Below are 25,081 nucleotides of genomic sequence, written 5' to 3'. Positions count from 1 at the left end.
AGATGGCAATTTAATAACACTACCAACAATTCGACAAACTCAACATACGAGAGGAATCACCATGAGTACGACAATTGACAACTTCACCAACCAACTACACGACAATTTAGAAGCGATTGAAGACCGGGCAAAGTCGCTGAAGGAAAGCGTTCAATCTGCCACAAAAAATACTCAATCTGAGCTGCAATCGAAACTTGACGGAATGAAGACAAATCTAGATGCTAAAAAACAAGAATTTGATGAGTATCGGGCAAAGCTCCAAACTCAATTTGAGGAAAAAGAAACTGAGGTGAAGTCGAACGTCGAGGAATGGAAAGCGAGTCGCGAAGTCAAGAAACTCGAACATCGGGCGGATAAAGCTGAGGATTATGCCAACACAGCGATCTTATTCGCAATGGCGACGATGGAAGAAGCCGAAGAAGCTACCTTGAAAGCGATTTCCACCAGATTAGATGCCACAACTGCTGCGGGAACTACGACGCATAAGTAAGACACGATTAAACAGTTGATAGTTGACCCTTCGACTACGCTCAGGGCGACGCAATTGACAGTTGACAGTTGACAGCAAAGAGGAGACGGCAGTGCCGTTTCCCTACGCCGATTAATTGTAGGAGGAGGAGACGGCAGTGCCGTTTCCATACCTTGCTTAATTGTAGGAGGAGACGGCAGTGGCGTTTCCATACCTTGCTTAATTGTAAGAGGACACGGCAGTGCCGTTTCCCTACGCCGATTAATTGTAGGGACACGGCAGTGCCGTTTCCTGACTTTCGCTTTTCAAATGCGCCAGATTTTACCTGATTCAGGATAGATGCTTATGAGCGGAACAATGCCATTTTTTCCGCTATTTTCCTTTGATATAACATCTCCTTAAAGCAATCAAAGGGTAGAGATCATATTGGGTAATTCTTGTTAAAATTCAATCAAAAGGTAGAGATTATATTAGGCAATTTTTGTTAAAGTTCATTTGACGACGAAAGAAACCAAAGTTGAGATTCAATCGAAGCTCGACCAGGTAAAATCGAACGTCAAAAAATAGAAAACAAATCAAGAACCAATTTTTTTTTCCGTCATTCGGACAAACAACCAAGGAAACTAACTCATGGCATACACACATACGATTGTTGCTTCTTTCCCATCCCATGCAGAAGCAGAAAGGGTGGTATTGGAGTTGGAAAAAGAAGGCTTCGATATGGAAAAGCTCTCGATTATTGGCAAAGACTACCAGACTACTGAAAATGTGCGCGGATTTCTAACCTGGAAAGATACAGCGAAAGCTGGAGCCGCAGGAGGTGGTTATTGGGGTAGCTTTGTTGGAGGTTTATTTGGTATTTTAGCAGGTGCTGGAGTGCTGTTTATTCCCGGAATGGCTCCGCTCATCATTGCTGGCCCCGTTGCTGGAGTGTTGGCGGGTTGGTTGGAAGGAACGCTTGTTGGTGGCGCTGGTGCTGCTGCTGTAGGAGGACTAGCGGGTGCCTTGGGAGGGTTAGGAATCCCGAAGAACGAGGTACTGAAGTACGAGACTAAAATCCAAGCAGGGGAGTTCACGATCCTTGTGACAGGCAGCCATGAGGATGTCAGTCAGGCGAAGCAGAGACTAGACAGAATTAGTCATGAAATCAGTTTGTCGATCGCTGTTTAACGCTTTGAATTAACAGCAATAAAATAGTGAAACTTAGCAACTATTGTATTGCTCTTTTTGTTTTTAAGATTTTTCACAAGGAATGATAATGACAAATAAAATTGACATCAACAAATCTGTGCCGCGCGAGCGATGGGGTGAATTTTTCGATCAGTTTTCAGATGGTAATCGCGGACGGCATATTTCCATCGAAATCCTCAATTCAGAACTCGGTGATGCCGAAGTGATTAAGAACGCACCTCTTCATGCTATTGTTTACGATCGCCCTGGCAAGGGAGATGATTTGGTGATTGAAGTGGGTAAAGATGAGGTGACTTACGCTCACACCATCGATTCACCAACTGAAATTTTAACCGGACAAGACTCAAATGGCGTGATGATAGCGGTTCGGATTAGTGATGCTGCTGGTACACAAACATTGATCAAGCTACAAGCTAGTTGAGCTGATAGAATAATGCTGAGTTTAGCTGATTTCAGCATCAAATGTTTGATGACCCACACTCAATAACCCGCAGAAATTAATATGTCTGAAATTCAAAACAAAGTGGTAATTATCACCGGAGCCAGCAGTGGATTAGGTGAGGCGACAGCGAAGCGACTTGCTGCTAGTGGAGCCAAACTAATGTTAGCTGCCCGCCGCGAAGATCGGCTCAAAGAACTGGTTGATGCGATCGCCCGATCGGGAGGAACTGCAACCTACTTAGTGACGGATGTCACCGATCGCGCACAGGTGGAATCCTTGGCGCAAAAAACTTTGAGCACCTACGGCCGGATCGACGTGCTAATCAATAATGCCGGGTTGATGCCGCTCTCTCCCCTCGACCAAATCAAGGTGGAAGAGTGGGATCAAATGATTGATGTCAACATCAAGGGCGTTCTCTATGGGATTGCGGCCGTGTTACCAACTATGCGCCAGCAAAAGTCCGGTCACGTCATTAATCTATCATCTGTCGCCGGACATAAAGTGTTTCCCGGATCGGCGGTTTATTGTGCTACTAAGTTCGCAGTGCGAGCGCTCTCGGAAGGGCTGCGATTAGAGTCAAACGGTGAAATTCGATCGACTAATATCTCACCAGGGGCAGTTGCGACTGAGTTGACTACTACGATTAGCGATGAAGATACAGCAGCGAACATTAATGCACTTTATGAAATAGCTATTGATGCAGATGCTATTGCTAGGGCGATCGCCTATGCGATTGAACAGCCCGCTGATGTTGATGTGAATGAAATGATCATCCGTCCGACTCGTCAAGAACTTTAGATTAATGGGGCGATCGCAAAACAAAAAACAGTCAATTGATGAGGTAAACCAATAAATTTGGGCTAATAACTAATGAGGATAAAATTATGACAGAGATCGTGAGCCGCGAGATTCGGCTAGTCTCCCGCCCCAAGGGGATTCCTACCGCAGATAACTTTGCGATCGCGCAAACAGAACTAGAGCCAATTCAAGATGGGCAAGTGCTCGTTCGCAATCTCTATATGTCAGTCGATCCATATATGCGCGGTCGCATGAACGAGGGGAAATCCTATGTTCCATCCTTCGCGTTAGGAAAAGCACTCGAAGGCGGCGCAGTCGGCGAGGTAATCGAGTCTCGTGCCCAGGAATTAAAGCCGGGTGATGTTGTGACTTCCAACTATGGCTGGCGAGAATACTTCATCGCTGCACCCAAAGATTTGCATCAGGTTAGCCGCGACATTCAACCGCTCTCAGTTTACCTCGGTGCCCTCGGCATGACAGGTATGACTGCTTGGGTTGGGTTGAATTTGGTAGAAGTCAAAGCCGGCGATGTTATTTTTATTTCGGGAGCCGCAGGCGCGGTGGGAAATGTCGCCGGACAACTGGCTTCATTGCGCGGATGCCATGTCATCGGCTCAGCCGGTTCAATGGAAAAAATCAAGTTTCTGCAGGAAGAATGCGGATTTGATAGCGCCTTCGATTACAAGGCCGGCCCTATTCTCGAACAACTGAATCAGGCAGCACCCGACGGAATTGATGTCTATTTCGATAATGTAGGAGGCGAAACGCTGGAAGCGGCGCTCTCGGCATTGCGCGTGCACGGCCGGATTATCGCTTGTGGCAGCATCTCCGGTTATAACGATGAAAAACCGCAGCCGGGCCCTTCCAATCTATTTAATATGATTGGCAAACGCTTGACGATGAAAGGGCTAATTGTTCGCGATTGGCTCGATCGCCAGAGTGAATTTGAACAAGAAGTGGGCGGCTATTTCCAAGCTGGAAAATTGAAGAATAAGGAAACAGAGGTGGCAGGAATCGAGCGAGCGGTGGATGCGTTTATCGGTCTTTTTGAAGGCAAAAATGTGGGTAAAATGGTGGTAAAACTGGATTAGGTAGCCGCCATTAGTGTCAACTTAACGTCAAACCCAGCCAAAGACTGTTGTTTGACTATTAAATCTATATCCCCCCTTAGCTTGCCCCCTACTCCCCCGGATAGTCGGGGGGGATAGGAGTCTTTTCAAAGTCCCCCGACTATCCGGGGGATTTAGGGGGATCTCGACTTAGGTAAAAGCGATAAATACCAAAGCTTTCAGCCTTAAGTTGACACTAATGGGTAGCCACTGATTGAGTCGGCAGTTGCTTCATTATTTGAGCAAATTGAAACCCTAGATCGCTGATAAATTATTTGGTTTAAGAAAGTATGGATCTCCAACTATCAGATCGGATTGCATTGGTCAGCGGTTCCACCGCCGGAATTGGATTAGCGATCGCCACGACACTTGCCCAGGAAGGAGCAACTGTCATAGTCAATGGCAGAACGGAAGAGCGCGTAAACCATGCCCTCAAAAGCATTCAGCAAAGCGTCCCCAAGGCCAAACTTCAGGGAATTGCTGCCGATTTGGGAACGCAAGCTGGAGCTGAATTGTTGTTTCAACAAGTGCCATTCGTCAACATTTTGGTCAACAACTTGGGAATTTATGGCGCTACAGCATTTGAAAATATCTCCGATGAAGAGTGGATGAACTTTATGGAAGTAAACGTGATGAGCGGTGTAAGGCTATCGCGTTTTTACTTACCTTTGATGCTAAAAAAAGATTGGGGACGCATTATTTTCATCTCTAGTGAATCTGGCTTGAATATTCCCGCTGAAATGATTCACTATGGCGTTACCAAGACTGCACAAATAGCCTTGGCTCGTGGTTTAGCTGAAACAACCGCAGGCAGTTGTGTCACGGTGAATACCGTATTGCCAGGGCCAACCCGTTCCGAAGGAGTGGAAACTTTTATCGAGGGACTTGCCAAGGAGCAAAATATTTCAGCCGAACAAGTTGAGAAAGAGTTTTTTACCAAGACTCGTCCATCTTCCCTGATTCAGCGATTTGCTTCAACGTCTGAAGTTGCTGCATTAGTTGCATTTGTTGCTAGTCCTTTAGCCTCTGCAATTAATGGTGCTGCCTTGCGAGTCGAGGGTGGAGTGGTGCGATCGATTGTTTAATAAATTCGCCTATTAGACATCTCCAAAAATGAATTTCAAGCCCTGGCTATGCTTGAGTCGATCTATGATTTCTGGAGATGTCTATTCAACCCAGGAATAAAATGATTACTCATCCATCTTAAGTTAAACAAAATCAAAAATCGGCGATCGCCAGATTTTCGCAGTTAGTTTATAGTAGTCTTATCCCCTATCTCATACAGACTGAATATGCCTAGTCTTAGCCTCAAGCCATCGCACAAGCCAATCAAAAATTACTATGAAGCGTTGGATCGCTACGCCAAGTTAGGTATAGTCCATGAAGGGGCGGTGTTATCGGCTTTTCAGCAATTGCTGGAGTCCTGTGGGCGACAGTTTGAATGGACTTTGGAACAGCAATTTGCAATTAAGCGATCGAACAAGCAGCCAATTCGCATCGATGGGGCGTTGGTAGATATTTATCATTTACCGCGTGCTTACTGGGAAGCGAAGGATAGTAAGGATGATCTGAAGAAGGAAGTTCAGAAAAAATTTGCAGTGGGCTATCCCAAAGACAATATTATTTTTCAGCAGCCCGATCGCGCCATTCTTTATCAAGATGGCAAGTTGGTGATGGATGTAGACATTACCAAGGATCAGGAATTGGTGGATGTGGTGCGCCAGTTTTTTGAATATCGTGCGCCTGCGATCGCGCAATGGGAAAAAGCTGCTGAGGAATTTGGCGATCGCGTAAAGGATCATGCAACGGCGCTACTTGAGTTAATCCGTACACAGGAGAAGACTAACAAAAAATTCATCGATGCGTTTGCGACATTTATGCAGCTTTGCCGTCAGTCGATTAATCCGAATCTATCGGAGTCTGCGGTTGAGGAGATGTTGATTCAACATTTATTGACGGAACGGATTTTTCGGAGTGTGTTCAATAATCCAGATTTTGCTCAACGGAATATTATTGCGGTTGAGATTGAGAAAGTGATCAATGCCTTGACTTCTAAGCATTTCAGCCGCGCTCATTTTTTGAGTAGTTTGGATCGGTTTTATGGGGCGATCGAGGAGACGGCTGCAACGATTGATGATTTTTCGCAAAAGCAAGATTTTTTGAATACAGTCTATGAGAAATTCTTTCAGGGCTTTTCGACGAAGGTGGCGGATACGCATGGGATTGTGTATACACCACAGCCGATTGTGAATTTTATGGTGAAGAGTGTGGAGGAGATTTTGCAACGGGAGTTTGGCAAGTCTCTGGTGGATAAGGGTGTGCATATTCTCGATCCGTTTGTGGGTACGGGAAATTTCATCATGCGGGTGATGCGTGAGATTGCGGATATCCAGAAGTCGGCTTTGCCTCATAAGTATGAGCATGAGTTGCATTGCAATGAGGTGATGTTGTTGCCCTATTACATTGCTGCAATGAATATTGAGCATGAGTATTTTGAGCAGACTGGAAAGTATGAGGCGTTTGAGGGGATTTGTTTAGTTGATACTTTTGAAATGATTGATGAGCAACAGCTATCGTTGTTTGTCCCAGAAAATACACAAAGAGTCAAAAGACAGCAAGAATCTCCAATTTTTGTGATTCTTGGTAATCCACCATACAATACCAACCAAGTTGATGAAAATGACAATAACAAAAATCGTAAATATAAAAGAACCGATAGAAAAGGTGTAGATGATAGAGTCTCAGATACCTATGCTAAAGATTCAAGAGCTAGTCTACTCAGCAAGCTCAGCGATCCTTATGTTAAAGCTATACGTTGGGCATCCGATCGAATTGGGGATGAAGGTATAGTCGCTTTTGTTACTAACAACAGTTTTTTAGATAAGAAAGCTTTTGATTCGATGAGAAATCATCTGTCCAAAGATTTCAACACTATTTATGTTTTGGATTTAAAGGGAGATATTAGACAGGATTCAATGAGGGATGGAATTCCTCTTGGTGAAAAACATACTGTATTTGGCTTGTCTGCAATGGTAGGAGTTGCCGTAACATTTTTCGTAAAGAAGCGAAATATAGATGAGCATAAATTACTGTATTCAGAGGTTGACTGGAGAGCAAAACGAAAAGATAAATTCACGATCTTGGAAAATGCTCAAAGTTTATATAACTTGGAATGGCAAGAACTTATTCCTGACAGTCAAAATAATTGGTTGACTCAAAATATGAGCAATGATTTTCTTAATTTTATTGCTTTAGGAAGTAAAGAAGTTAAATCAGGAAGTAGTCAGAATAAAGATGAAGCAGTTTTTAAACTTTATTCTTTAGGAGTTTCTACTAATCGAGATTCAGTAGTCTATGATTTCACTCTTGACGAATTACTTAAAAGAGTAGAGGTTTTTTGTAGTGATTACAATACTCAACTCATTAGTTATCATAATTCAATAAAACCTATTGATATTGACAGTTTTCTTGACTATGAAAATGTAAAATGGAGCCGCAATTTAAAGCGATCGCTGAAGAATTATAAAAAACTAAATTTTAACTCATCTAAAGCAAGATCAAGTTTATATAGACCTTTCACTAAAAGATTTCTCTATTTTGATGATGTGATTATTGATGAAGCAGGTAGTAATGCTCGGTTCTTCCCAAATCTAAATACAGAAATAGAAAACAAAGTGATTGGAGTAGTAATTGAGCCTCAAATTCCTTTTTTAACATTAGCCTGTGCGTGTTTGCCAAATATGCACTATGGTGGGAGACAAGTTCAATGTTTTCCATTTTATATCTATGATGAAAATGGAAATAATCGTCAAGAAAACATTACAAATTGGGCGTTAGAACAATTTCACACCCATTATCAAGATCCCAAGATTACCAAATGGGACATCTTCCATTACACCTACGCCGTACTCCATCATCCCCACTATCGCCAACGTTACGCCGCTAACCTCAAACGCGAACTACCGCGCATCCCCTTCGCGCCAGAATTTAATCCTTTTGCCACAGCAGGAAAACGCCTCGCCGAAATCCATATCAACTACGAACAACAACCCGAATATCGCCTCAAACATATCGAAAACAAAGACCTCCCGATAGATTGGCGAGTCGAAAAAATGCGCCTCAGCAAAGACAAAACCCAAATCAAATATAACGACTTCCTGACGCTGACAGGCATTCCCCCAGAAGTATTAGAATATCGCCTCGGCAACCGTTCCGCCCTAGATTGGATCGTCGATCAATACCAAATCAGCACCGATAAACGAAGCGGTATCACCAACGATCCCAACCGACTCGATGATGAAGAATACATCGTGCGCTTAATCAAACAAGTAATCACCGTCAGCTTAGAAACCGTTATAATTGTAAAAAGCTTGCCAGATTTAGGACTACCAAAGGATTAGAAGTATTGAACTAGAGGATCGGTAAGGTGAATTCCATTTGATTAACTTATTCTTCTTCTCCTCCACAAGCGATCGCATCTACCGAGCTGATACCAAAAGTTGTTATCGCTAAACCTGTTTGGGCAACGGTTCTAGCATTGTTTTTAGGTGGAGCTTTTTTTGTATGGGTTAATCAACTTCTCAACTTAAGCAAAAAAGGATTTGTCACTAATGCAGCGTTTAAGAGTCAAAATATGCCGCGAACATTGCGATTTTTGTTACTTGCGGCATTTATTATTCCTGTTTGGCTGGGCACGACGCTGGGCTATTGGGGATTGCGCGGACAAGCCGAGCTTCCCAAGCTAGTTGTGCTTGCATTTACAACAGGCACTTTGATGGTGGCGATCGCTGAAGAAATTATTCCTGAAGTGCATCAAACTCAAGATACAAATTGGTCTATGTTGACATTTATCGGGAGTTTTGCGCTTTCAATATTGTTCTCGTCTTATCTTGAATAGCTTGTGATTTACAAGTAGAGGAACCATCTCATGACTATATCTACCGATCGAGAAACGCTTTCGCATCTATCGTTAGAAGACCTACAAAAGCAACTGACTACTTCCAATCAGGGATTAAGCAAAAAAGAGGCACTGCAACGACAATCAAAAGGTGGCTACAACGAGTTACCCGAAACAACCGTCAGCCCAATAATGCAATTCCTATCGCACTTTTGGGGGCCGATCGCCTGGATGATTGAGGCGGCAGTGATTCTTTCGGCAATAGTTGGAGACTGGGTAAATTTTGGGATCATTTTGGTACTCCTAATCGGCAACGGAGTAGTGGGTTTTTGGGAAGAATTTCAAGCAGGGAATGCGATCGCCGCTCTCAAGGCAAAATTAGCACTCCAGGCACGGGTGAAACGAGACAACACCTGGACGCATATCCCTGCCCGCGAACTGGTTCTAGGCGACCTGATCCGGTTGCGTCTGGGCGATATTGTCCCCGCAGATGTGCGGTTTTTGTCAGGCGATCCGGCACAGGTTGACCAATCCATTGACGGGGGAATCACTACCCGTAGAATGCCAAGTGGGAAGTGTGCTTTACAGGAGCCAGCCTCAGTGTTTCTAAAAACGGCAAACTCTTTCTCCAACCACGAGTAATTCGCTCTCTCTAGTCTTTAAATGCGATCGCGCTCTCTTAGTCTGCGAAGGCAGACTTTGTTTATGTAGTAGCGGTTTCAACCGCCGACGTTCTTGTGCAGTAGTGGTTTCAACCGCCGCATAATCTGAAAATAAAAAAACCTCCCCAACAAAGAGAAGGTAAGATAAAAATAGAGTTAGAAATTAAAGTTTTTGGAAAATTAACAATAGGGAGTTACATCCACGCCGCACTCATCAGCCAAATAACACAAAGCCCGAAAGCGAATCCCAACCACTTGCTCGTAAAGCGGATTTAACTTGCACAACGGCGGAATGGAAAATAAAGTGCGATCGCCAACTTTGACTTCCCGCTCAAACGGACACTGCGACGGAATATATTTACACAAAAATCGAGCAAATTTTTGACTCTTAATTTCCGTGTTCTCGATCCACTCTTTCAGGGGATGTAACAAATCAAAGCGCGGCTTTTTGCTGTAAGGCTGAGAAATTGTAGCGACAGTAACAGTAATTTCTTCTTTGCCATGCCATACCCAAATTGGCAGAATTCTCTGGGGTAATTTTTGCTCAAATACGTTCATATTGCTCTTCTCCTCTTTTAGAACGAGGTGCCAAGAACTCTTTGTAGAGCTTGTACTGGATTTTGTCTACAATAAGTACCTACAGCAGCTCGTTTTGCTTTACCGGATGAAAGTTCTTGAATTAATGACTAGAACCGAGACAAGTAGTTCCTGAGTTTTTAGAGACAGTGTGCGATCGCCAAAATGTCCTCACTGCCAGCTCAAGCATTTACCTATGGGGTAAAAACTCTGCCTGATACGTTCTAACTTTAACCTTTGGTTAACTCTCCTAGTGCAGTTCTTCGATCATTGTGACGCATTAAGGTGAATTATTCTATAGGTGAAAATGCGGAATTTCAAATCAAAGTTATAATAGTTTCAAATAAGCTCGACTGCAAAAAACCTGAAAGCTAGTGCCAAGTGTCGCTTCGCGCGATCGGCAAACAACTCCTACAATTATAAATAATCGGTTTCACCGCCCTCAAAACCCATGAGCAACCCAGAAAGCAAAAGCATCACCCGCGAATTGCAAAGCCACGCCGCCATTCTCGGCGGCTTCGTCTCCCTCCTCTGGATTATCGAAATTGTCGATGTATTCCTATTCCGAGGCGCACTAAATTCCTACGGAGTCCGCCCCCGCAGCATCCAAGGACTTGAAGGCATCATATTCATGCCTTTTTTGCACGGCAGTTTTGCTCACTTAGCAGCCAATACCCTCCCGTTTGTGACATTTGGTTGGTTAATCATGCTGCGAGAAACTAGGGACTTTTTCATCGTGAGTGCCGTCACTATCCTAGTCAGCGGATTCGGCGTTTGGCTGACAGGCGCGCCCAATTCCGTCCACATAGGTGCCAGCGGATTAATCTTTGGTTACTTCGGCTTTCTACTGCTGCGCGGATATTTTGAACGCAGCTTTACCTCTATTGCGATATCTTTAATAGTCGGTTTCTTCTACGGCGGTTTAATTTGGGGAGTTCTGCCTTCGCAGCCGGGAGTTTCCTGGCAAGCACATTTCTTTGGCTTTGTCGGCGGGATATTAGCCGCTCAACTTTTGGGGCGAAAAAAACGGCAAATCAACTAAAATCAGACCTGTGCTGCATCGTATAACAACCTTGGTTGGCTGCTGATAACTTATACCATTTTTCAAAAGTTATGCAACAGTATTTGTAGGGTGTATCGCCATAAAAAATCCTGCAGCATTAAATCTAAAATTTCACGGAACCGCACCTTATATCATTTATGAAAAACATTGCTGAAAACAAAAATTTTGATGTTTTTTTCAGCCCTAGTATGCCCAATGCCCAATGCCCTATTCCCAATGCCCTATTCCCAATCCCTCCGCTTCGCTCCGCCCAATTCCCAATTCCCAATGCCCAATTCCCAATCCCTCCGCTTCGCTCCGCCCAATGCCCTGCGCGGGCCAATGCCCAATCCCTCCGCTTCGCTCCGCCCAATGCCCTGCGCGGGCCAATGCCCAATCCCTCCGCTTCGCTCCGCCCAATTCCCAATTACCAATTCTTAATTACCAATTACCAATTACCAATTACCAATTACCCATTACCAATTACCCATTACCGGACATACCTCATCTTTACGAGAAAGGCTATATCTCAGGTGCATCGCTACGAGATTGTCTGTCAAATTTAGGGATTTTCAACGGCGACGCACCCTACGGCTACTATTGCATTACAATTTATAATTGGTGTTATCTGAAAGTATAAGTTTTTTGTCAACAAATCCGGTGTATTTTGTAACAATTGCATCCCGAAAAGTAAGACTAACTGCTGACCAATAATTCAACTTGAGCCGGCAAGCATACGATGAAAACCGAACCGCAATCTAACTGGCTTTGAACCTGCATATCCCCCCCCATCATCAAGCAAAAATGACGGCTAATAGTCAATCCCAAACCTGTGCCGCCGTACTTGCGCGTAGTTGAAGCGTCGCCCTGCATAAAAGCTTGAAATAAATGCTGCATTTGTTCGGCCGGAATCCCAATGCCGGTATCAGCAACGCGAAAAATTATTAAGTCGGAAGGTTCTGCTATTTCTTGAGTTGTTAAGCTGTCATGTTTAACTCTTTCAACGGATAGGGTAATAGTGCCACCTTCCGTAAATTTGGCTGCATTGCTCAGCAGGTTGAGCAATATTTGACGAGTTTTGGTAAGGTCAGCATACATCATTCCCAACTCGCTAGCACAATTAACTTTAAACTGATTATTATTTTTCTCTACCAATGGTTCGACTGTAGAAACTACCTCCTCAATCAAAGTAACTGGGTTGAAAGTTTCTAGGTAAAGTTCCATGCGCCCTGCTTCAATCTTAGAAATATCTAAAATATCGCTAATTAAAGACAGCAAGTGTTTGCCGGCAGTTTGAATTTTTTGCAAGTCTGGGATAATATCTTCGTGGCCTAAATCTTCAGCATCTTCTTTGAGCATATCGCTGTAACCGATAATTGCGTTGAGGGGAGTACGCAATTCGTGGCTCATATTGGCTAAAAAAGCGCTTTTGGCTTGGCTTGCAGCTTGAGCGGTTTGAGCGACTTTTTGGAATTCTTCTGCTAATTTGCGCTGGGTAATGTCTTCTGCAATGCCGACGATGCGGTAAATTTCTCCGGTTTCGTTGCGGACTGGAAAAGCCCGATCGCGCACCCAGCAAACTGAACCGTCAGATCGCACTACCCGATACTCCTCATCATAATCGCCCCGCAGGTGTTTCTCAAAAGCAGCCTTGACGCGATCGCGATCCTCCGGGTGAATAGCATTCAAAAAAGCCTCCGGTTCTGACAGCAAACTCTGATAGCTCAAATGCCATATTTTCTGGCAAGCTGGACTCACATAAATTATTTGCTGTTTATTGGGTTCTCTAATCCAAAATACTTCATGAATATTTTCTGCCAACTGGCGAAACCGCTCCTCACTAGCGCGCAATTGCTCCATCGCCGTGTGAAACTCCGTAACATCTTGAACCAGCGATGCCAGTCCAATTATGCAGCCGTCAGCATCAACCAAAGTAGTATTGTACCATTCACAAAGAATTATTTTACCGTCCTTTCTAATGTTCTGGTTAATGCTACTAACTCCTCCTTGATTAGCGAGCAAAGTAATAGATAGTTGCCTGACATACTCCTTAGCATTTTCAGGAACTATGAGATCGACTCCGTGCTGTCCCATTGCTTCCAAGCGATTGTATCCAAAAATTCTTTCGGCTGACAGATTCCAGTCGGCTACTTCAAAATTCAGATTCCATTCGATCGCCCCCAAAGGAGTTTGATAAAGATGGAAAGCAAGTTTTTGCTGAGATTGTTTCAGAGAGCCAATTAATTGAGTTTTATCAGCTATCGCAGCTTCCACCCGTTCTTCGAGAGTAGCAAACGACTCTTCCAATTGACCGGCCATCTTATTAAAAGAGCGGGCCAGGACACCCACTTCATCCTCCCGCTCTACAGACACCATCAAGCATGGATCTAGCGCCATCGAGTCCCATTCTCCCCGCGACAGAGCCTCCGCAGCCTTGCTCAGACGCTGAATCGGGATCGCAATCCACCTCGAAGTCAGAAACCCTAGAACCGTCGCCACCACCAAAGCACCGAGACACAGCCACACTGTGTAGCGAGTGTTGGCGTTAATTTTTTCCATAAAATCGGCTTCGGGAACCGCCACCACAATCAACCAGTCGAGGCCCCTGCTGTCTGAGAATGGTGTCACCTGTAGAAATTGGCGTTTTTGGCCGATCGCAAAATCTAGCTGGTAAGTACCGTCAATCTTGCTCAAATCCCCGAAGCGCTGTGTCAAATAGCGGGCTGTCGATCGAATCAGAACATTTTGGCTGCTCGTTGCAGCAATCCGTTTCGCAACGCCATTGCTCACAATAAATGGCGGTTCTGGAGTAGAATTTGCCACCAATTGTCCAGACCTTTCTATAATAAAAGTTTTGCCAGACTTACCAATTTTTAGAGTTTCCAAGAATTGATTGATTTGGGAAAGTAGCAAATCCGCACCCAGGACTCCAATCAATTCTCCTCGGTTGCCATAAACTGGTTGTGCAGCCGTAATCGCCAGTTTTGGAGTATCAAAATAACTATAAATTTTACTCCAGGTTGGTTTGCCAGTCCGCACCGGAGCCGTGTACCAAGGTCGGAGGCGGGGGTCGTAGTTAGGAATAGTCTTTAATACCTCGGTTGCTTCCCCGAACTCCGACGGCACGTAGCTGTAAAAGTTATAGCCAGTAGATTGATTAGAAATCCGAACTTGCAACTTGCCGTTGTCGAGGCGTTCAACTCCCGTAAAAGTTTTTTGTTCGGAGCCGAATTGAATGTAGCTAATTTTATCAAAGATTTTGATTTGCTTGGAGAAGTAATTGCGTAAACTAGCGGAATCCTGCAGGTTCAAAATGCCTAGACTGATGGCATTGAGATTGAGTTGATTGATTTGGTGCGGCGTTTCGATATAACTGTGAATGTGTTGCTCGATGCGCGATGTGACTTCCGCCCGCAGTTGCGCGGCAACATCGTTGACTGCCCTGCGCCCGTTGCGTAACGACAGCCACCCCGTCAGCCCTACCGCAGCGAAAGTCTGGAGGGCAAAAGGCACGACAAGGACGATGCGAATTGGCACTTTACCCGACATTTTGAAAATCCGGTCTGTCAGAGATCTGATTGGCATGATCGAGCAGAAATATTATGAATCCACAACATTTAAGTAAGGTACAACCTGATGAGCGCAGATTTTGAACGTTGAGATTGTTTGAGCAGGCAAAGTGCTGTTAAGAAATCGGAATCTGTCGCTGGTTACTGAATTTTTAACGGCTGCCACCGCCATCTTAACGCGATCGGGAGCTTTGGGAGGGCGATCGAGATGAGTCTTCGACACATTCTGGGACGATCGTACTCTGGGAGATTTGAGATTTGAGACATCGGCGCGCGATCGCCCTGACGATTTAAGATTGAGACAGACTTTTGTGAGCTCTTTGGTGAAAAACCGGGTTTGACGATCGACTATACTCCATCTAGACCTTTAATCCCCATCGAAACCAGATTTCTGCACTATTAATGCGTCCAGCACCGAAGCGTGTTTCTTGTTTAGTCCTCCGTGCGTAAGTCCTAAGTATTTGAGCGTTGCTGCAACTAAGTATGTTCGTAAACGCGGTTTCATGGAACGGTTTCTGTATATTTCTCGATTTGTATTCCTCCAACAGTAAAATCCTCTCCTCCTGATCTTCTTCTCTCCCTCTCTCCGTCAACAATCACAGACAATTCCACTTGGTGCCAGCTTATTTTCACAACCAGTTACTTTTGATATAGCGCAACTAAACTCCGGTTGGGTACAATTAGGATAGTAGGATGCAGCTAGCGGAGGCATGGATGATGAACGCAGTTATGGCTAATTTTGGTACTGTTCTCGGACTGAGCTCAATTTTGATCGGTTTCACCCCGGCGGTTTTCGCCCAACAAAGAATGCAATCAGAACCCCAAAATTCGGAAACGACTTTATCGGGGGATTCTCTGAGGACTGTGGAGGACAGAACAGTGGACTCGGACTACCAAAACTTGATTGGTGAATCACAAACGGGGGCTAATTCTGCTAGCAGGGAGCGCAGCTTGGCTGATACATTTCGCCTCAAAGTTGGCCCGGAATTGGAATTTATTACTACTCCTTCCGACGCCCGACGCCAAGGAAATCCCTTACCTATTAAACCGAGCGACAGCGGCACAGAAGCGGGAGTTCAGCTTCAGCTAGGACTGTAGCCATTTTAAGTGAATTGATGTCAAGCGATCGATCGCCCGATCCTATTTTTTAGGCTGGGAGATATTGTGACTGCGATCGCCTTTTTTTATGAGTTTTATCACAAGTTGCGTGCGCTTTCCATCACAGCACATCGCCCCTTATCAACAGAAAATTAGAACTATTAAACTTCAAATTCAGTCAACTCGGATACATATCTTTACAAAATCGCATAAAACAGGCGGTGAATGTGATGGGAAAGGCTCAACTGATCGATTATTTGCGGGGGGAATTGGCGCTATCGAATTCTGCGATCGCCGTTGCTCTCAGACACGGCGAAGAAGATGCCAGCCAACTGCCGATGGTGTTGTGGCAGTACGGGTTAGTGACGCTGAAACAGTTAGATTTGATCTTTGATTGGCTGCAAGCTCAATCGGCTTAGCAATTTAAAATGCAAAGTTTAAAAACAGGGATATTGAATTGCTGATTTTTGAGAAATAAAGCTTGCACAAACGGGCGTAGAAAAGTATGGGGTTGAGTGTTGAGGGTCTGTTTGATTTTTTCCTTTGGAACACAAATATGCGGTAGGGACACAGCAATGCTGCGTCTCTATTTTCTGAATTTTATGATAAAACAAACCCCAGCAACTTTTTGGTTGCCGGGGCTGATCTGATTAAATTTGGTGGCGGGAAGTGGATTTGAACCACTGACCTTCGGGTTATGAGCCCGACGAGCTACCAGACTGCTCTATCCCGCGTCGCTTTGTCTACTCTCTATTCTCAAAAATCAAACCCTGGAACTTCAACAATTACAGGGTTTGTTTCAAGTTGGTGGCGGGAAGTGGATTTGAACCACTGACCTTCGGGTTATGAGCCCGACGAGCTACCAGGCTGCTCTATCCCGCGTCGCTTTGTCTACTCTCTAATATAAACATACCTTCCGAAAAATTGCAACCCCTAAATCAAAAAAAAAATTGAGATTGTGGGAGGGGTTGCTGAAATCGGCTCAGAGTATTGATCGAAGAGGGAGAGGGGGAGAGGGGGAGAGGATTTTTGGTCGGTGATGTCGATCTACAATTTGGATGTAGAACAACTTAAAGCATCGAAACTTCCCCCACTACCTCCAAGCGCTTAAAATCGCTGAGAGTCAGGTAAGTGTCCGAAAGAGTTTCGGCCTGAGTCGGAGTAATCCACCCCAACTGCTTGAGCAAGTGAATTGCCACAGCAAATTTAGCGCGCTTGCCACCATCGGCGATTTTAATGGCCAAGCCCATACCTTCACCAACGCGGCCAATGCACTGCACCCCTTCTGCGCCGGACTTGCTGACCAATTCTCCTTGAGTCAAGCGCATCAGTTCCGTGTCAAATCTTCCCTCACCGGCAACCATCATCGGGTGGTGAGTCATAGCGCGGACAATCCGCTCCATATCCACATTGTCGCCGGAGGCTAACTTAGCGTACAAAGATGCCATTTGTCCCAACTGCAACAAATAGGTAGGAGCGCCGCAGTCGTCGCGAGCGCTGATAAACTCTTCGGCAGGCATGGCCAGCAAGTCAGCAACCTTGCCCAAAATAAGTTGCTGGACGGGATGTTTGCGGCGCAAATAAGTATCCAGCGGCCAGTGCATTTGCTGACAGACAGCCAGCATTCCGGCGTGTTTACCGGAACAGTTGTATTGCAGGGGGCTTTTTTTGCCTTCAGGAATGGGGCATTGAAGTTTAGATGGGTCTATGTCGCAGCGCCACAGGACGTTAAATACCTGTCGCGATTGCTCGATCGTACCTTGATGAGAACTGCAAATAATCGCTAAATCTCGATCGGTCAATTCGTAGCGTTCCAAAGTCCCGCTCGCCGTCACAGCCAAAGCTTGAAACGGTTTGAGAGAAGAACGGACAAATGCCGCCGTTTCCGAGTTACCCGCAACGGACAGAACGCGGCCGCGTTTGTCACAGACAGCGGCTTGGGCGCGATGCCTAGATTCCACAATACCTTCGCGCAGCAGTGTGACTTCCAGTTCGGGAGCTTGGGTTCGTTTTCCCCTTGTCATATCAATTTTAGATTTTAGATTTTAGATTTTAGATTTGGTGGAGGAAGTTGTAAGGGGGCGGCGACAAAAGCACACCGCCCGGACAACTCAAAACTTCCCTGTCACGATTCCCGATTACAAACAATTCCAAATTAGTCCCCCGGCAACCAGCAATACAGTCAAACCATAAAATGTCTGCCGCAAACGCCTGAGAATTGGTTCTAGTTCGTAGTTGACTATCAACTGGTCTTGAGCTAAAATCTCCGGTGTTTTAGGCCAAGATTGACAATCGTACCAGCCTGACTCTTCGTAGACGACGGTGGGATTTACAAGGCGCGATCGCACGTAGAACCAACCCAAGTAAAGTCGCAGCAAAGCCAATCCTAGAATAAAACTGGCACCGGCTGCCGCACACAGGGCAAACTGAACTGGATACTTGAAGGGAGCAAAGCTAGAAGCAGCTATCGGCCCGGATACCAAGCAACTCCAACCCCAAACCCAAGCTAGTTTTGCCAAATACTCAGGCCAATCGAGAGTTACCCAGCTAAAAAAACCAGATTCTGTAAGTTCTTGGTATTCATTAACCGGGCGCTGTTCTTGCGGAACAGGACAAATAGAAACAGAAGCGTTTTTCACATTAGCATTCCTCTGCGGTGGAAAAATCAATCCGTTCGGCGTGTCCCCAAAACGCTTCTAAATTGTAAAACTCGCGCTCTTGGGGTTTCAAGATGTGGATAATCGCGTCGCCGTAGTCCATGACTACCCAACTTGCGTCTGATAGCCCTTGTGTACGTAGTGGCAACCGTCCCCATTCTTCTTCTACTTGGTCGGCGATGGCTTGGGAGATGGCTCGTACTTGGACGTTGGAAAATCCGGTGACGATCGCAAAGTAGTCTGCCAGATAGCATACTTCTGACACTTGGAGCAATACAATATCAACGGCTTTGCGGTCATCGGCTGCTTGGGCAGCGGTCACGATCAGGCCGCGCGTTTCGTCTGAGGTGGCGCTGTCTGTTTCTGTAGACTGAGTTCTGGAATATTCGAGTTGGGTTAGATCTGACATTAAGTGTTTAAGTTCCTAATTGAGACAGTAAAGGAAAATCGGTTGTTGGCGGTTTGAAACTGGAAATAGGAGTTAGGTGGAAGCCAGAAGTAAGTAAAGGATTGCTGGTAAATTTTACTTTTAACTCGTGATTTGTTCGATCGACTTCCCTGTCGAATTTCCTGTTTCCGGCGATTGGCGAGCCATTTGCAGCGCCCAATTGCGCGTAAGTACGGTGCGCGGGTGAATGTAGCAGCGAGTTTCTAGCAAATATTTCAGAGAATAATCGCTAGTTTGCCACACGCCTGCATAAAGATTTTGCCAGCTTGCCTCGCGCAGTGCTGCTAGTTGGGCGGTGTTGCCGCGGCTCGGCTCTATAGTATCTGCTACAAATACGGTACAACTGAGCTGGCTCATGCTTGGTCGGCCGAGGGTGTGATTGGCGATTGCGTCCAAAATTTCTCGATCGACCACCCCGAATTCGTCTCTAGCGATGATCGCGCCCGCGTCTGCGTGCAGCAAATGCGGGTGTGCTTCCAACAATGAGTCTAACTCTAAACCTTCCTTCTGAGCCATTTGCAGCAGCAGTTGGGGTTTGAAGTATTTTGCTGCGTCGTGCAACAATCCGGCCGATCGAGCTTTTGCTTCGTCGAGGCCGTAATGTCTGGCCAAGTCACCTGCTGTCTGTTCGACGCCGAGGATATGTGTGATGCGGGCAGCAGGAACGCGCTGCGAGAGCCAAGCTAGGACGTTTTCGCGCGTAGGTGCAAGTGTCAAATATTAACTCCCAAATTGTAGGATCTACTATTTTAGCGTTTTGTTTTAATGGACTGCGGCGTCGGGTAGCAGCGGTGTTGGGATATTTGGGGTGATTGGGCGAAGGGGGCGAAGTGGGCGATCCAAAGATGTGTTAAAGTAAGTGGCTGTAACGACAAATTGTAGTTACAATATCTAGTGACAATCAAGGTATGGAATTTGAGTGGGATGAGACTAAACGTCTTACCAACCTTAGCAAACATGGAATTGACTTTATCGACGTTCCATTAGTTTTTGATGGATAAATCGTAACAGTTGAGGATGAACGATTCAGTTATGGAGAGCAAAGGTTTGTGACTTTTGGTTTGTTGCAAGGGCGAGTAGTCGCTATCGTCCATACAGAACGAGAGGAATGTACCCGCATTATTTCTGCTAGAAAAGCAACTAAATATGAACAACGAATTTACTTCGAGCAAATCTCAAACTGACTGGCAACGCCTAGATGCCATGACTGATGAAGATATTGATTTCTCTGATTGCCCTGAAATTACGCCTGAAATGTTTGCTAAAGCCATAGTTCAGCGAGGCTTGCCCAACCCTAAGACTAAAGCTCAAGTTACCTTACGCATTGACAGTGATGTTTTGGAGTGGTTTAAATCTCAAGGTCGTGGTTATCAAACCCAGATCAATACCTTACTGCGAGAATACATGAAAGCCCATCAATAATGGATTTGCTATTTTTTGTTATTATTTCATTTGTTTTACTTTTATTTAGTGCGATTAAAGGTTATTTTGTACTTTATCCGTTGCTAGCTTCTATGGCAATTTTTATTGCCATTTTGTTGAGAAGGGGATTTCAGATAAACAGCTTAATCAAAATGGCTGTGGCTGGCAGTCAAAAGTCTTTTTCAGTAATCGGTATTTTACTGTTAATCGGGGCAGTCATGGCCGTATGGATGGCTGCGGGGACGGTTCCGGTTCTCGTATATTGGGGAATTAAATTAATTAGCCCTCAATATTTTATTTTTTGGGCGTTTATCTTAACTAGCACGGTTTCTGTGCTGCTGGGAACTTCCTTTGGTACTGCGAGCACTATCGGCATTGCTTTAACGATCGCAGCCAAGGGCAGCGGTGTCAATCCCAATACGATCGCGGGGGCAATAATTGCCGGAGCTTATTTTGGCGATCGGTGTTCTCCCATGTCTTCTAGCGCTAATTTGATTGCCGCCATTACCCGCACAGACATTTATAAGAACCTCAAAAATATGGCGGTAACAGCTTTTTATCCGCTGATAGTTTCCAGCATCTTGTATTTAATCTTATCCTTAGCAAATCCCGTAGAAGTTGCTGGCAATAACCTGGCTTTGGAACTTGGCAAAGCCTTCAATCTCAACTGGATAACTTGGTTGCCAGCCTTGACAATTTTAATTCTTTGTGTTTTGCGAGTTGAGGTCAAAATTGCCATGACTGTTAGTCTAATTGCCGGAAGTGCGATCGCCATTTTCGTGCAAGGTTATTCGCCGATCGAGATTCTGCAATTCGCGATCGCCGGATTCAAGTTAGAATCAACTTCGAGTTTAAAAGATATTGTGGCGGGAGGAGGGATTTTGTCGATGGTCAAAGTTTCAATAATTGTAATTGTATCGACAGCATTTGCCGGCCTTTTTGCGGGGACGAAAACGCTAGAATTTATTGAATTGTATCTAAACAAAGCTCGATCGAGAGGTGATTTATTTTTGGGAACGACAATCATAGCCATTTTATCCGCAGCATTTGGCTGTACCCAAACAATCGCAATCCTCCTGACTCATCAGTTAGTTGAGGAAAAATACCGAAAAGAAGGATTAGATAATTATCAACTTGCTGTAGATTTAGAAAACACCGCTGTTGTGATTTCTCCCTTAATTCCTTGGAATATTGCCGGATTAGTGCCTGCAACCATCTTGAGCGTCAATGCATATTTTATCCCTTATGCCTTTTATTTGTATCTCATTCCGTTGTTTAACTTAATTCAAATTAAATTGGCTAAACCTCACAAAAATTCGCCTACTAATAAATGAATAATAGAGTATCAATCGGTTATGTTTTGGCAGTAGTTGCGACTGCTATTTGGGCCGGTAATTTCATCGTTGCTAGAGCTTTGAATCAGGATGTTTTGCCGATCGGTCTAGCTTTCTGGCGATGGACGATTGCTGTGGCTACATTAGCACCATTCACCGTGCGGGCGGCAGTTGCAGATTGGAAATTGATTCAAAAATCTCTCCCTTACTTGACTGTATCGGCCCTGTTAGGCGTGACTACTTTTAACACTTTGATCTATGTTGCCGGTCACACAACCCTGGCGGTGAATATGGCGTTAATTGCCAGTTTTTCCCCGGTTTTTATTGTACTTATGTCTCGTCTTTTTTACGGAGAAACTATCTCGTTAACGCGCGCTGCCGGCATTGCGATCGCCGTCAGCGGTGTTGTATTGTTAATCGCGGGAGGCTCGTTAGAAAGGCTGCTGAGTATTTCCTTTGCGATCGGCGATTTGTATATGCTATTGGCATCTATCATCTTTGCTGGCTACACTATGCTGGTGAAGCGCAAGCCACCCAACCTGCGGATGACAACTTTCACTTTATGCACTTTTAGCTTGGGGCTGTTGTTTTTATCGCCCTTCTATGCACTGGAATGTTGGATTTATCACCCTGTGGCGTTCAATCCTTCGATCGCCCTGGCGTTACTTTATGTGGGGGTTCTGTCGTCGGTGGTGGCGTTTCTGGCGTGGAATCAGGCGATCGCCCTGATTGGCCCGAACCGCACAGCCTTAATCTATTACCTGATTCCAGTGTTTAGCGGTATTGCTGCGTGGCTGTTTCTCGGTGAAGCGATTTCGTTGGTGCATATTTTTAGTGCATTGGCGATCGTCTGTGGCATTATTATTACTAATCGCACTAAATCAAGCCTTGTCAGAATCAGGAACATACCGAAAAATTGAATTATATTATATCAGATAACATGACTATCATCAAGTTTGTAATGAGGACTTCAGTTTTTTCATCAGCCTTTTAGTGGATCGCGACTAAAGTCCTTACTACAAAAGATCTCTACCTATTGCACTAACCCAATTATCTGATTACTTTGGCAGCGGTGCCAAGACTTTCTCGGAATGATTCGCCGCCACCGCCGCAAATAAAGCCTCATAATGATTCAAAGCTTCCTCAAATCCGTAATTCTCCACAGCATAATTTCTACCTTGTTCCCCCAACGCATTCACCTTAGCAGGATGCAGATACAAATCCTCCACAGCATCAGCCAAAGCCTCCGCATCTTCCGGCGCTATTACAACCCCGCCACCGCTTTGCTGGACTGCTTTGTGCGCCGTACCAGTTTCGGGAACCGATGCCAAAATTGCCCTACCGCTAGCGAGAATTACTTGAATTTTTGAAGGCATATTAAAGTTAGTAACGCGCAGCTTTTGTACGACTAAACTCACATCAGCAGCAGCTAACAGTTCCGGCAATTTTTCTCGCGGTTCAAAGGGTAGCAACATTACATTAGTAGCTTTATAAGTTTCGCAATCTTTTTGCAAACGCGCTAGTGCTGTTGATTCTCCGACAATTACAAAAGCAATTTCAACTATGTGTTTCAAACGGGCTGCTGCTTTGACAACTGTTTGCAATCCCTGAGTCAGGGCAATATTTCCAGCATACAGAACGACAAATTTGCCCTTGAGTTTGTGGGTTTCTCGAAAGGGGTTATTTTCTTTGGGTAAGGGGCGAATGAAATTGACATCTACCCAATTGGGAAGGCAAACTATTTTTTCTGGGGGTACTCCCTGAGAGTGCAATTTTTTGATAAAACCGCTGTCGATGACGCTGACTTGGCTGGCTGTGCTGTAGGCAAATTTTTCTAAGGCGTCAGCAATCTTAATTAGCAGTCCGTTTTTTTTCACCAAGCCGACGCGCACGGCTGCTTCTGAGACTATATCCTGTACGTTGAGGACGATCGGGCAAGCGCGACTCCAGCCGTAGAGGGCAACAGGGACGCAAATCGGTAAAGGCGGCATTGTCGAGAAAATTACGTCGGGGCGCCAGCCGCTGAAGGCTTGGACGGCGCTGGAGAGGACAAAACTGCCGTCTAGTAAAAGTCTGTCTAGGAGGCTGGGATGGGGGCCGTTGACGCGCAGGTAGCTGCGCTGAATTGTGACGCCTTTGTGTTCTTCGGTGAGGTAAAATTTGCCCTGATATTGCGGATAAATCCGGCGCTGGGGATAGTTGGGCATTCCGGTGATGACTCGCACTTGGTGGCCGCGCTTGACTAAGCCTTGCGCTAGTTCTGTCATCAGGGGGGCAATGCCGATCGGCTCTGGATAGTAGTTATAGGAATAAATTAGAATACGCATAATATTTATTTGGCAGCAAATTGTCCTGCCGCGACGCGAGTCTACACCCGGTGAGTTGCAGAGGATGTGGTTGGGTTCCGGGTAGCACAACAGGGGGCGGTGCTGGAACCTTCCACTTTTTGCAAAAGAAGCCGCTCTGGATCGGGCGGGCCGCAAGCGCTTTCAGGTAAGGTTTTTTCGCATTACCAAACAGTTGCGGCGATCGTCGGTACGGATATACCGAAGATCGTCTGTGAGCTTGTACATGAACACAAGTCCCCTTTCTCCTTCTCTGTCTAAGGGATCGCGCTGCTCTTGCATGATCGAGTGCAGCTTTGCTTCCAGGTTGAATGGTTGACCCCTGTCCCAAATCCTAATTTCTAAGTAATCGGCAAACACTTTTACCTCAATGTCGATCGGCGTCGCGGAGGGCAAGTTCTGGTGAGCGTGGCGGACAGCGTTTGTAAAGCCTTCGTTGACGATCAGCCGGCACTGCCACCAGAAATCCGCCGGCAGCAGCGGCAAAACTATATTCTCCAACCATTCCAAAATGGATGTTAAAGCCTCCAAGTCTGTTTCAACTTGAAGGTGCGACTCGGCCTTTGGTTGCTCGTTTTTCATTTTTTTTCCCCCTTGTCGGCCCCCACCAGCGCTATACTCAGCACCGGAAAGAGAGGAAAATGAGGACTCTGTCTTGGCAACATATTAGTTAAGTCAAGCTTGAGTTGAAGAAGCTCGTTTTGCCTCAAGGTGAGCATTCCTTTCGCACCATTTACTCGCACAGAAAATGAGAGACTTCCGATACTGTAACCCGCCTCAATAGGGCGTTTAAATTAGGAAAATTCCCGATTCAGCTTGCGACGAGTGGTTTGAGTTTCCACCGTGTTAGCAGTCGGTACTTTTGTGACGATCCTACTCTGAATCAAAGATTACAGTGTAGGCATCTGAGTCCTGTTAAGGATATCGAGATCTTCCTTCGAGGTACTCCAAAATGTTTCTCTCGATCGGCGTTTTATAGTGAGGAACACGTCGGGCCCCACTGTTTTTGCAGTATATCAAAG

Annotated in this window: 26 protein-coding genes and 2 tRNA genes; 16 read left to right on the top strand and 12 right to left on the bottom strand. The window is 45.3% G+C overall.

Going from position 1 to position 25,081, the window contains the following annotated elements; all coding sequences use genetic code 11:
* Positions 1-61 precede the first annotated feature (61 nt).
* The 9 genes from IQ263_RS02185 (at position 62) to IQ263_RS02145 (ending at position 9,548) form a co-directional block, all read left to right on the top strand.
* Positions 62-490 carry a hypothetical protein gene (locus IQ263_RS02185; protein ID WP_194065967.1) on the top strand — a complete coding sequence of 143 codons (429 nt, stop codon included), beginning with the start codon at positions 62-64 and terminating at the stop codon, positions 488-490.
* A gap of 609 nt (positions 491-1,099) precedes the next feature.
* Entirely contained in the window at positions 1,100-1,639 is a 540-nt protein-coding gene (locus tag IQ263_RS02180; protein WP_194065966.1) for a general stress protein, read from the top strand.
* An 88-nt stretch (positions 1,640-1,727) separates the two neighbouring features.
* Positions 1,728-2,081, top strand: coding sequence for a DUF5335 family protein (locus tag IQ263_RS02175; RefSeq protein ID WP_194065965.1), 354 nt, complete (start codon positions 1,728-1,730; stop codon positions 2,079-2,081).
* Between the two features lie 81 nt (positions 2,082-2,162).
* On the top strand, positions 2,163-2,900 hold the full coding sequence (locus IQ263_RS02170; protein WP_194065964.1) for an SDR family oxidoreductase: 738 nt from the start codon (positions 2,163-2,165) through the stop codon (positions 2,898-2,900).
* An 86-nt stretch (positions 2,901-2,986) separates the two neighbouring features.
* Positions 2,987-3,991: an NADP-dependent oxidoreductase gene (locus IQ263_RS02165; protein WP_194065963.1), complete on the top strand. Its 1,005-nt coding sequence runs from the start codon at positions 2,987-2,989 to the stop codon at positions 3,989-3,991.
* Positions 3,992-4,299: 308 nt separating this feature from the next.
* A complete protein-coding gene (locus IQ263_RS02160) occupies positions 4,300-5,094 on the top strand; it encodes an SDR family NAD(P)-dependent oxidoreductase (RefSeq protein WP_194065962.1) in 795 nt (264 codons plus the stop codon).
* Positions 5,095-5,301: 207 nt separating this feature from the next.
* On the top strand, positions 5,302-8,409 hold the full coding sequence (locus IQ263_RS02155) for a type ISP restriction/modification enzyme (RefSeq protein ID WP_194065961.1): 3,108 nt from the start codon (positions 5,302-5,304) through the stop codon (positions 8,407-8,409).
* 233 nt (positions 8,410-8,642) lie between these two features.
* The gene (locus tag IQ263_RS28135; protein ID WP_228049733.1) at positions 8,643-8,906 is read left to right on the top strand and encodes a ZIP family metal transporter; all 264 of its coding nucleotides are present in this window, start codon (positions 8,643-8,645) and stop codon (positions 8,904-8,906) included.
* 30 nt (positions 8,907-8,936) lie between these two features.
* Positions 8,937-9,548 (top strand): cation-transporting P-type ATPase, encoded by a 612-nt coding sequence (locus tag IQ263_RS02145; RefSeq protein ID WP_228049732.1) that lies wholly within the window; start codon positions 8,937-8,939, stop codon positions 9,546-9,548.
* Between the two features lie 200 nt (positions 9,549-9,748).
* Here the strand turns inward: IQ263_RS02145 and IQ263_RS02140 are convergent, their stop codons facing one another.
* A complete protein-coding gene (locus tag IQ263_RS02140) occupies positions 9,749-10,126 on the bottom strand; it encodes a Mo-dependent nitrogenase C-terminal domain-containing protein (RefSeq protein WP_194065960.1) in 378 nt (125 codons plus the stop codon).
* Positions 10,127-10,595: 469 nt separating this feature from the next.
* Between IQ263_RS02140 and IQ263_RS02135 the strand changes: the two genes are divergently transcribed.
* Positions 10,596-11,186 (top strand): rhomboid family intramembrane serine protease, encoded by a 591-nt coding sequence (locus tag IQ263_RS02135; RefSeq protein ID WP_194065959.1) that lies wholly within the window; start codon positions 10,596-10,598, stop codon positions 11,184-11,186.
* Positions 11,187-11,428: 242 nt separating this feature from the next.
* On the opposite strand, the gene IQ263_RS02130 is transcribed toward IQ263_RS02135, so the two are convergent.
* From IQ263_RS02130 to IQ263_RS02120, 3 genes are all read right to left on the bottom strand, one after another.
* Complete coding sequence (locus IQ263_RS02130) at positions 11,429-11,620, bottom strand: hypothetical protein (RefSeq protein ID WP_194065958.1); 192 nt, start codon at positions 11,618-11,620, stop codon at positions 11,429-11,431.
* Positions 11,621-11,882: 262 nt separating this feature from the next.
* Complete coding sequence (locus IQ263_RS02125) at positions 11,883-14,771, bottom strand: PAS domain S-box protein (RefSeq protein ID WP_194065957.1); 2,889 nt, start codon at positions 14,769-14,771, stop codon at positions 11,883-11,885.
* Positions 14,772-14,786: 15 nt separating this feature from the next.
* Positions 14,787-14,978, bottom strand: coding sequence for a hypothetical protein (locus tag IQ263_RS02120; RefSeq protein WP_194065956.1), 192 nt, complete (start codon positions 14,976-14,978; stop codon positions 14,787-14,789).
* Between the two features lie 470 nt (positions 14,979-15,448).
* Between IQ263_RS02120 and IQ263_RS02115 the strand changes: the two genes are divergently transcribed.
* On the top strand, positions 15,449-15,853 hold the full coding sequence (locus tag IQ263_RS02115) for a hypothetical protein (protein ID WP_228049731.1): 405 nt from the start codon (positions 15,449-15,451) through the stop codon (positions 15,851-15,853).
* Positions 15,854-16,083: 230 nt separating this feature from the next.
* Positions 16,084-16,272, top strand: coding sequence for a DUF2949 domain-containing protein (locus IQ263_RS02110; protein ID WP_194011192.1), 189 nt, complete (start codon positions 16,084-16,086; stop codon positions 16,270-16,272).
* 238 nt (positions 16,273-16,510) lie between these two features.
* Here the strand turns inward: IQ263_RS02110 and IQ263_RS02105 are convergent.
* The 6 genes from IQ263_RS02105 to yqeK all read right to left on the bottom strand — a co-directional run bounded on the left by IQ263_RS02105 (position 16,511) and on the right by yqeK (position 19,675).
* Positions 16,511-16,587: transfer RNA gene (locus IQ263_RS02105), tRNA-Met, on the bottom strand.
* Between the two features lie 71 nt (positions 16,588-16,658).
* A tRNA-Met gene (locus IQ263_RS02100) sits at positions 16,659-16,735 on the bottom strand.
* A gap of 188 nt (positions 16,736-16,923) precedes the next feature.
* Entirely contained in the window at positions 16,924-17,877 is a 954-nt protein-coding gene (locus tag IQ263_RS02095) for an asparaginase (protein WP_194065955.1), read from the bottom strand.
* Positions 17,878-17,991: 114 nt separating this feature from the next.
* Positions 17,992-18,492 (bottom strand): CGLD27 family protein, encoded by a 501-nt coding sequence (locus tag IQ263_RS02090; RefSeq protein WP_194009380.1) that lies wholly within the window; start codon positions 18,490-18,492, stop codon positions 17,992-17,994.
* 1 nt (position 18,493) lies between these two features.
* A complete protein-coding gene (rsfS, locus tag IQ263_RS02085) occupies positions 18,494-18,919 on the bottom strand; it encodes a ribosome silencing factor (RefSeq protein WP_194065954.1) in 426 nt (141 codons plus the stop codon).
* 120 nt (positions 18,920-19,039) lie between these two features.
* Complete coding sequence (gene yqeK / locus IQ263_RS02080) at positions 19,040-19,675, bottom strand: bis(5'-nucleosyl)-tetraphosphatase (symmetrical) YqeK (RefSeq protein WP_194065953.1); 636 nt, start codon at positions 19,673-19,675, stop codon at positions 19,040-19,042.
* Positions 19,676-20,007: 332 nt separating this feature from the next.
* Here yqeK and IQ263_RS28130 point away from each other — a divergent pair, with 332 nt between their 5' ends.
* From IQ263_RS28130 to IQ263_RS02060, 4 genes are all read left to right on the top strand, one after another.
* Positions 20,008-20,142, top strand: coding sequence for a BrnT family toxin (locus IQ263_RS28130; protein ID WP_339384859.1), 135 nt, complete (start codon positions 20,008-20,010; stop codon positions 20,140-20,142).
* Positions 20,105-20,380, top strand: coding sequence for a BrnA antitoxin family protein (locus IQ263_RS02070; protein WP_106334313.1), 276 nt, complete (start codon positions 20,105-20,107; stop codon positions 20,378-20,380). The genes IQ263_RS28130 and IQ263_RS02070 overlap by 38 nt, the downstream gene beginning before the upstream one ends.
* 92 nt (positions 20,381-20,472) lie before the next feature.
* Entirely contained in the window at positions 20,473-21,714 is a 1,242-nt protein-coding gene (locus tag IQ263_RS02065; protein ID WP_228049730.1) for a Na+/H+ antiporter NhaC family protein, read from the top strand.
* Positions 21,711-22,634, top strand: a complete 924-nt coding sequence (locus tag IQ263_RS02060; protein WP_194065951.1) for a DMT family transporter — start codon at positions 21,711-21,713, stop codon at positions 22,632-22,634. Before IQ263_RS02065 ends, IQ263_RS02060 begins: the two co-directional genes overlap by 4 nt.
* A gap of 138 nt (positions 22,635-22,772) precedes the next feature.
* Here the strand turns inward: IQ263_RS02060 and IQ263_RS02055 are convergent, their stop codons facing one another.
* Entirely contained in the window at positions 22,773-24,041 is a 1,269-nt protein-coding gene (locus tag IQ263_RS02055) for a WcaI family glycosyltransferase (RefSeq protein WP_194065950.1), read from the bottom strand.
* A gap of 162 nt (positions 24,042-24,203) precedes the next feature.
* A complete protein-coding gene (locus IQ263_RS02050; protein ID WP_194065949.1) occupies positions 24,204-24,641 on the bottom strand; it encodes an ATP-binding protein in 438 nt (145 codons plus the stop codon).
* Positions 24,642-25,081 lie beyond the last annotated feature (440 nt).

This window comes from Tychonema sp. LEGE 06208, assembly GCF_015207505.1.
In the GTDB taxonomy this organism is placed as follows: domain Bacteria; phylum Cyanobacteriota; class Cyanobacteriia; order Cyanobacteriales; family Microcoleaceae; genus Microcoleus.
Note: the sequence above shows the minus strand (reverse complement) of the source record. Positions and strands in the feature narration are given on the sequence as shown.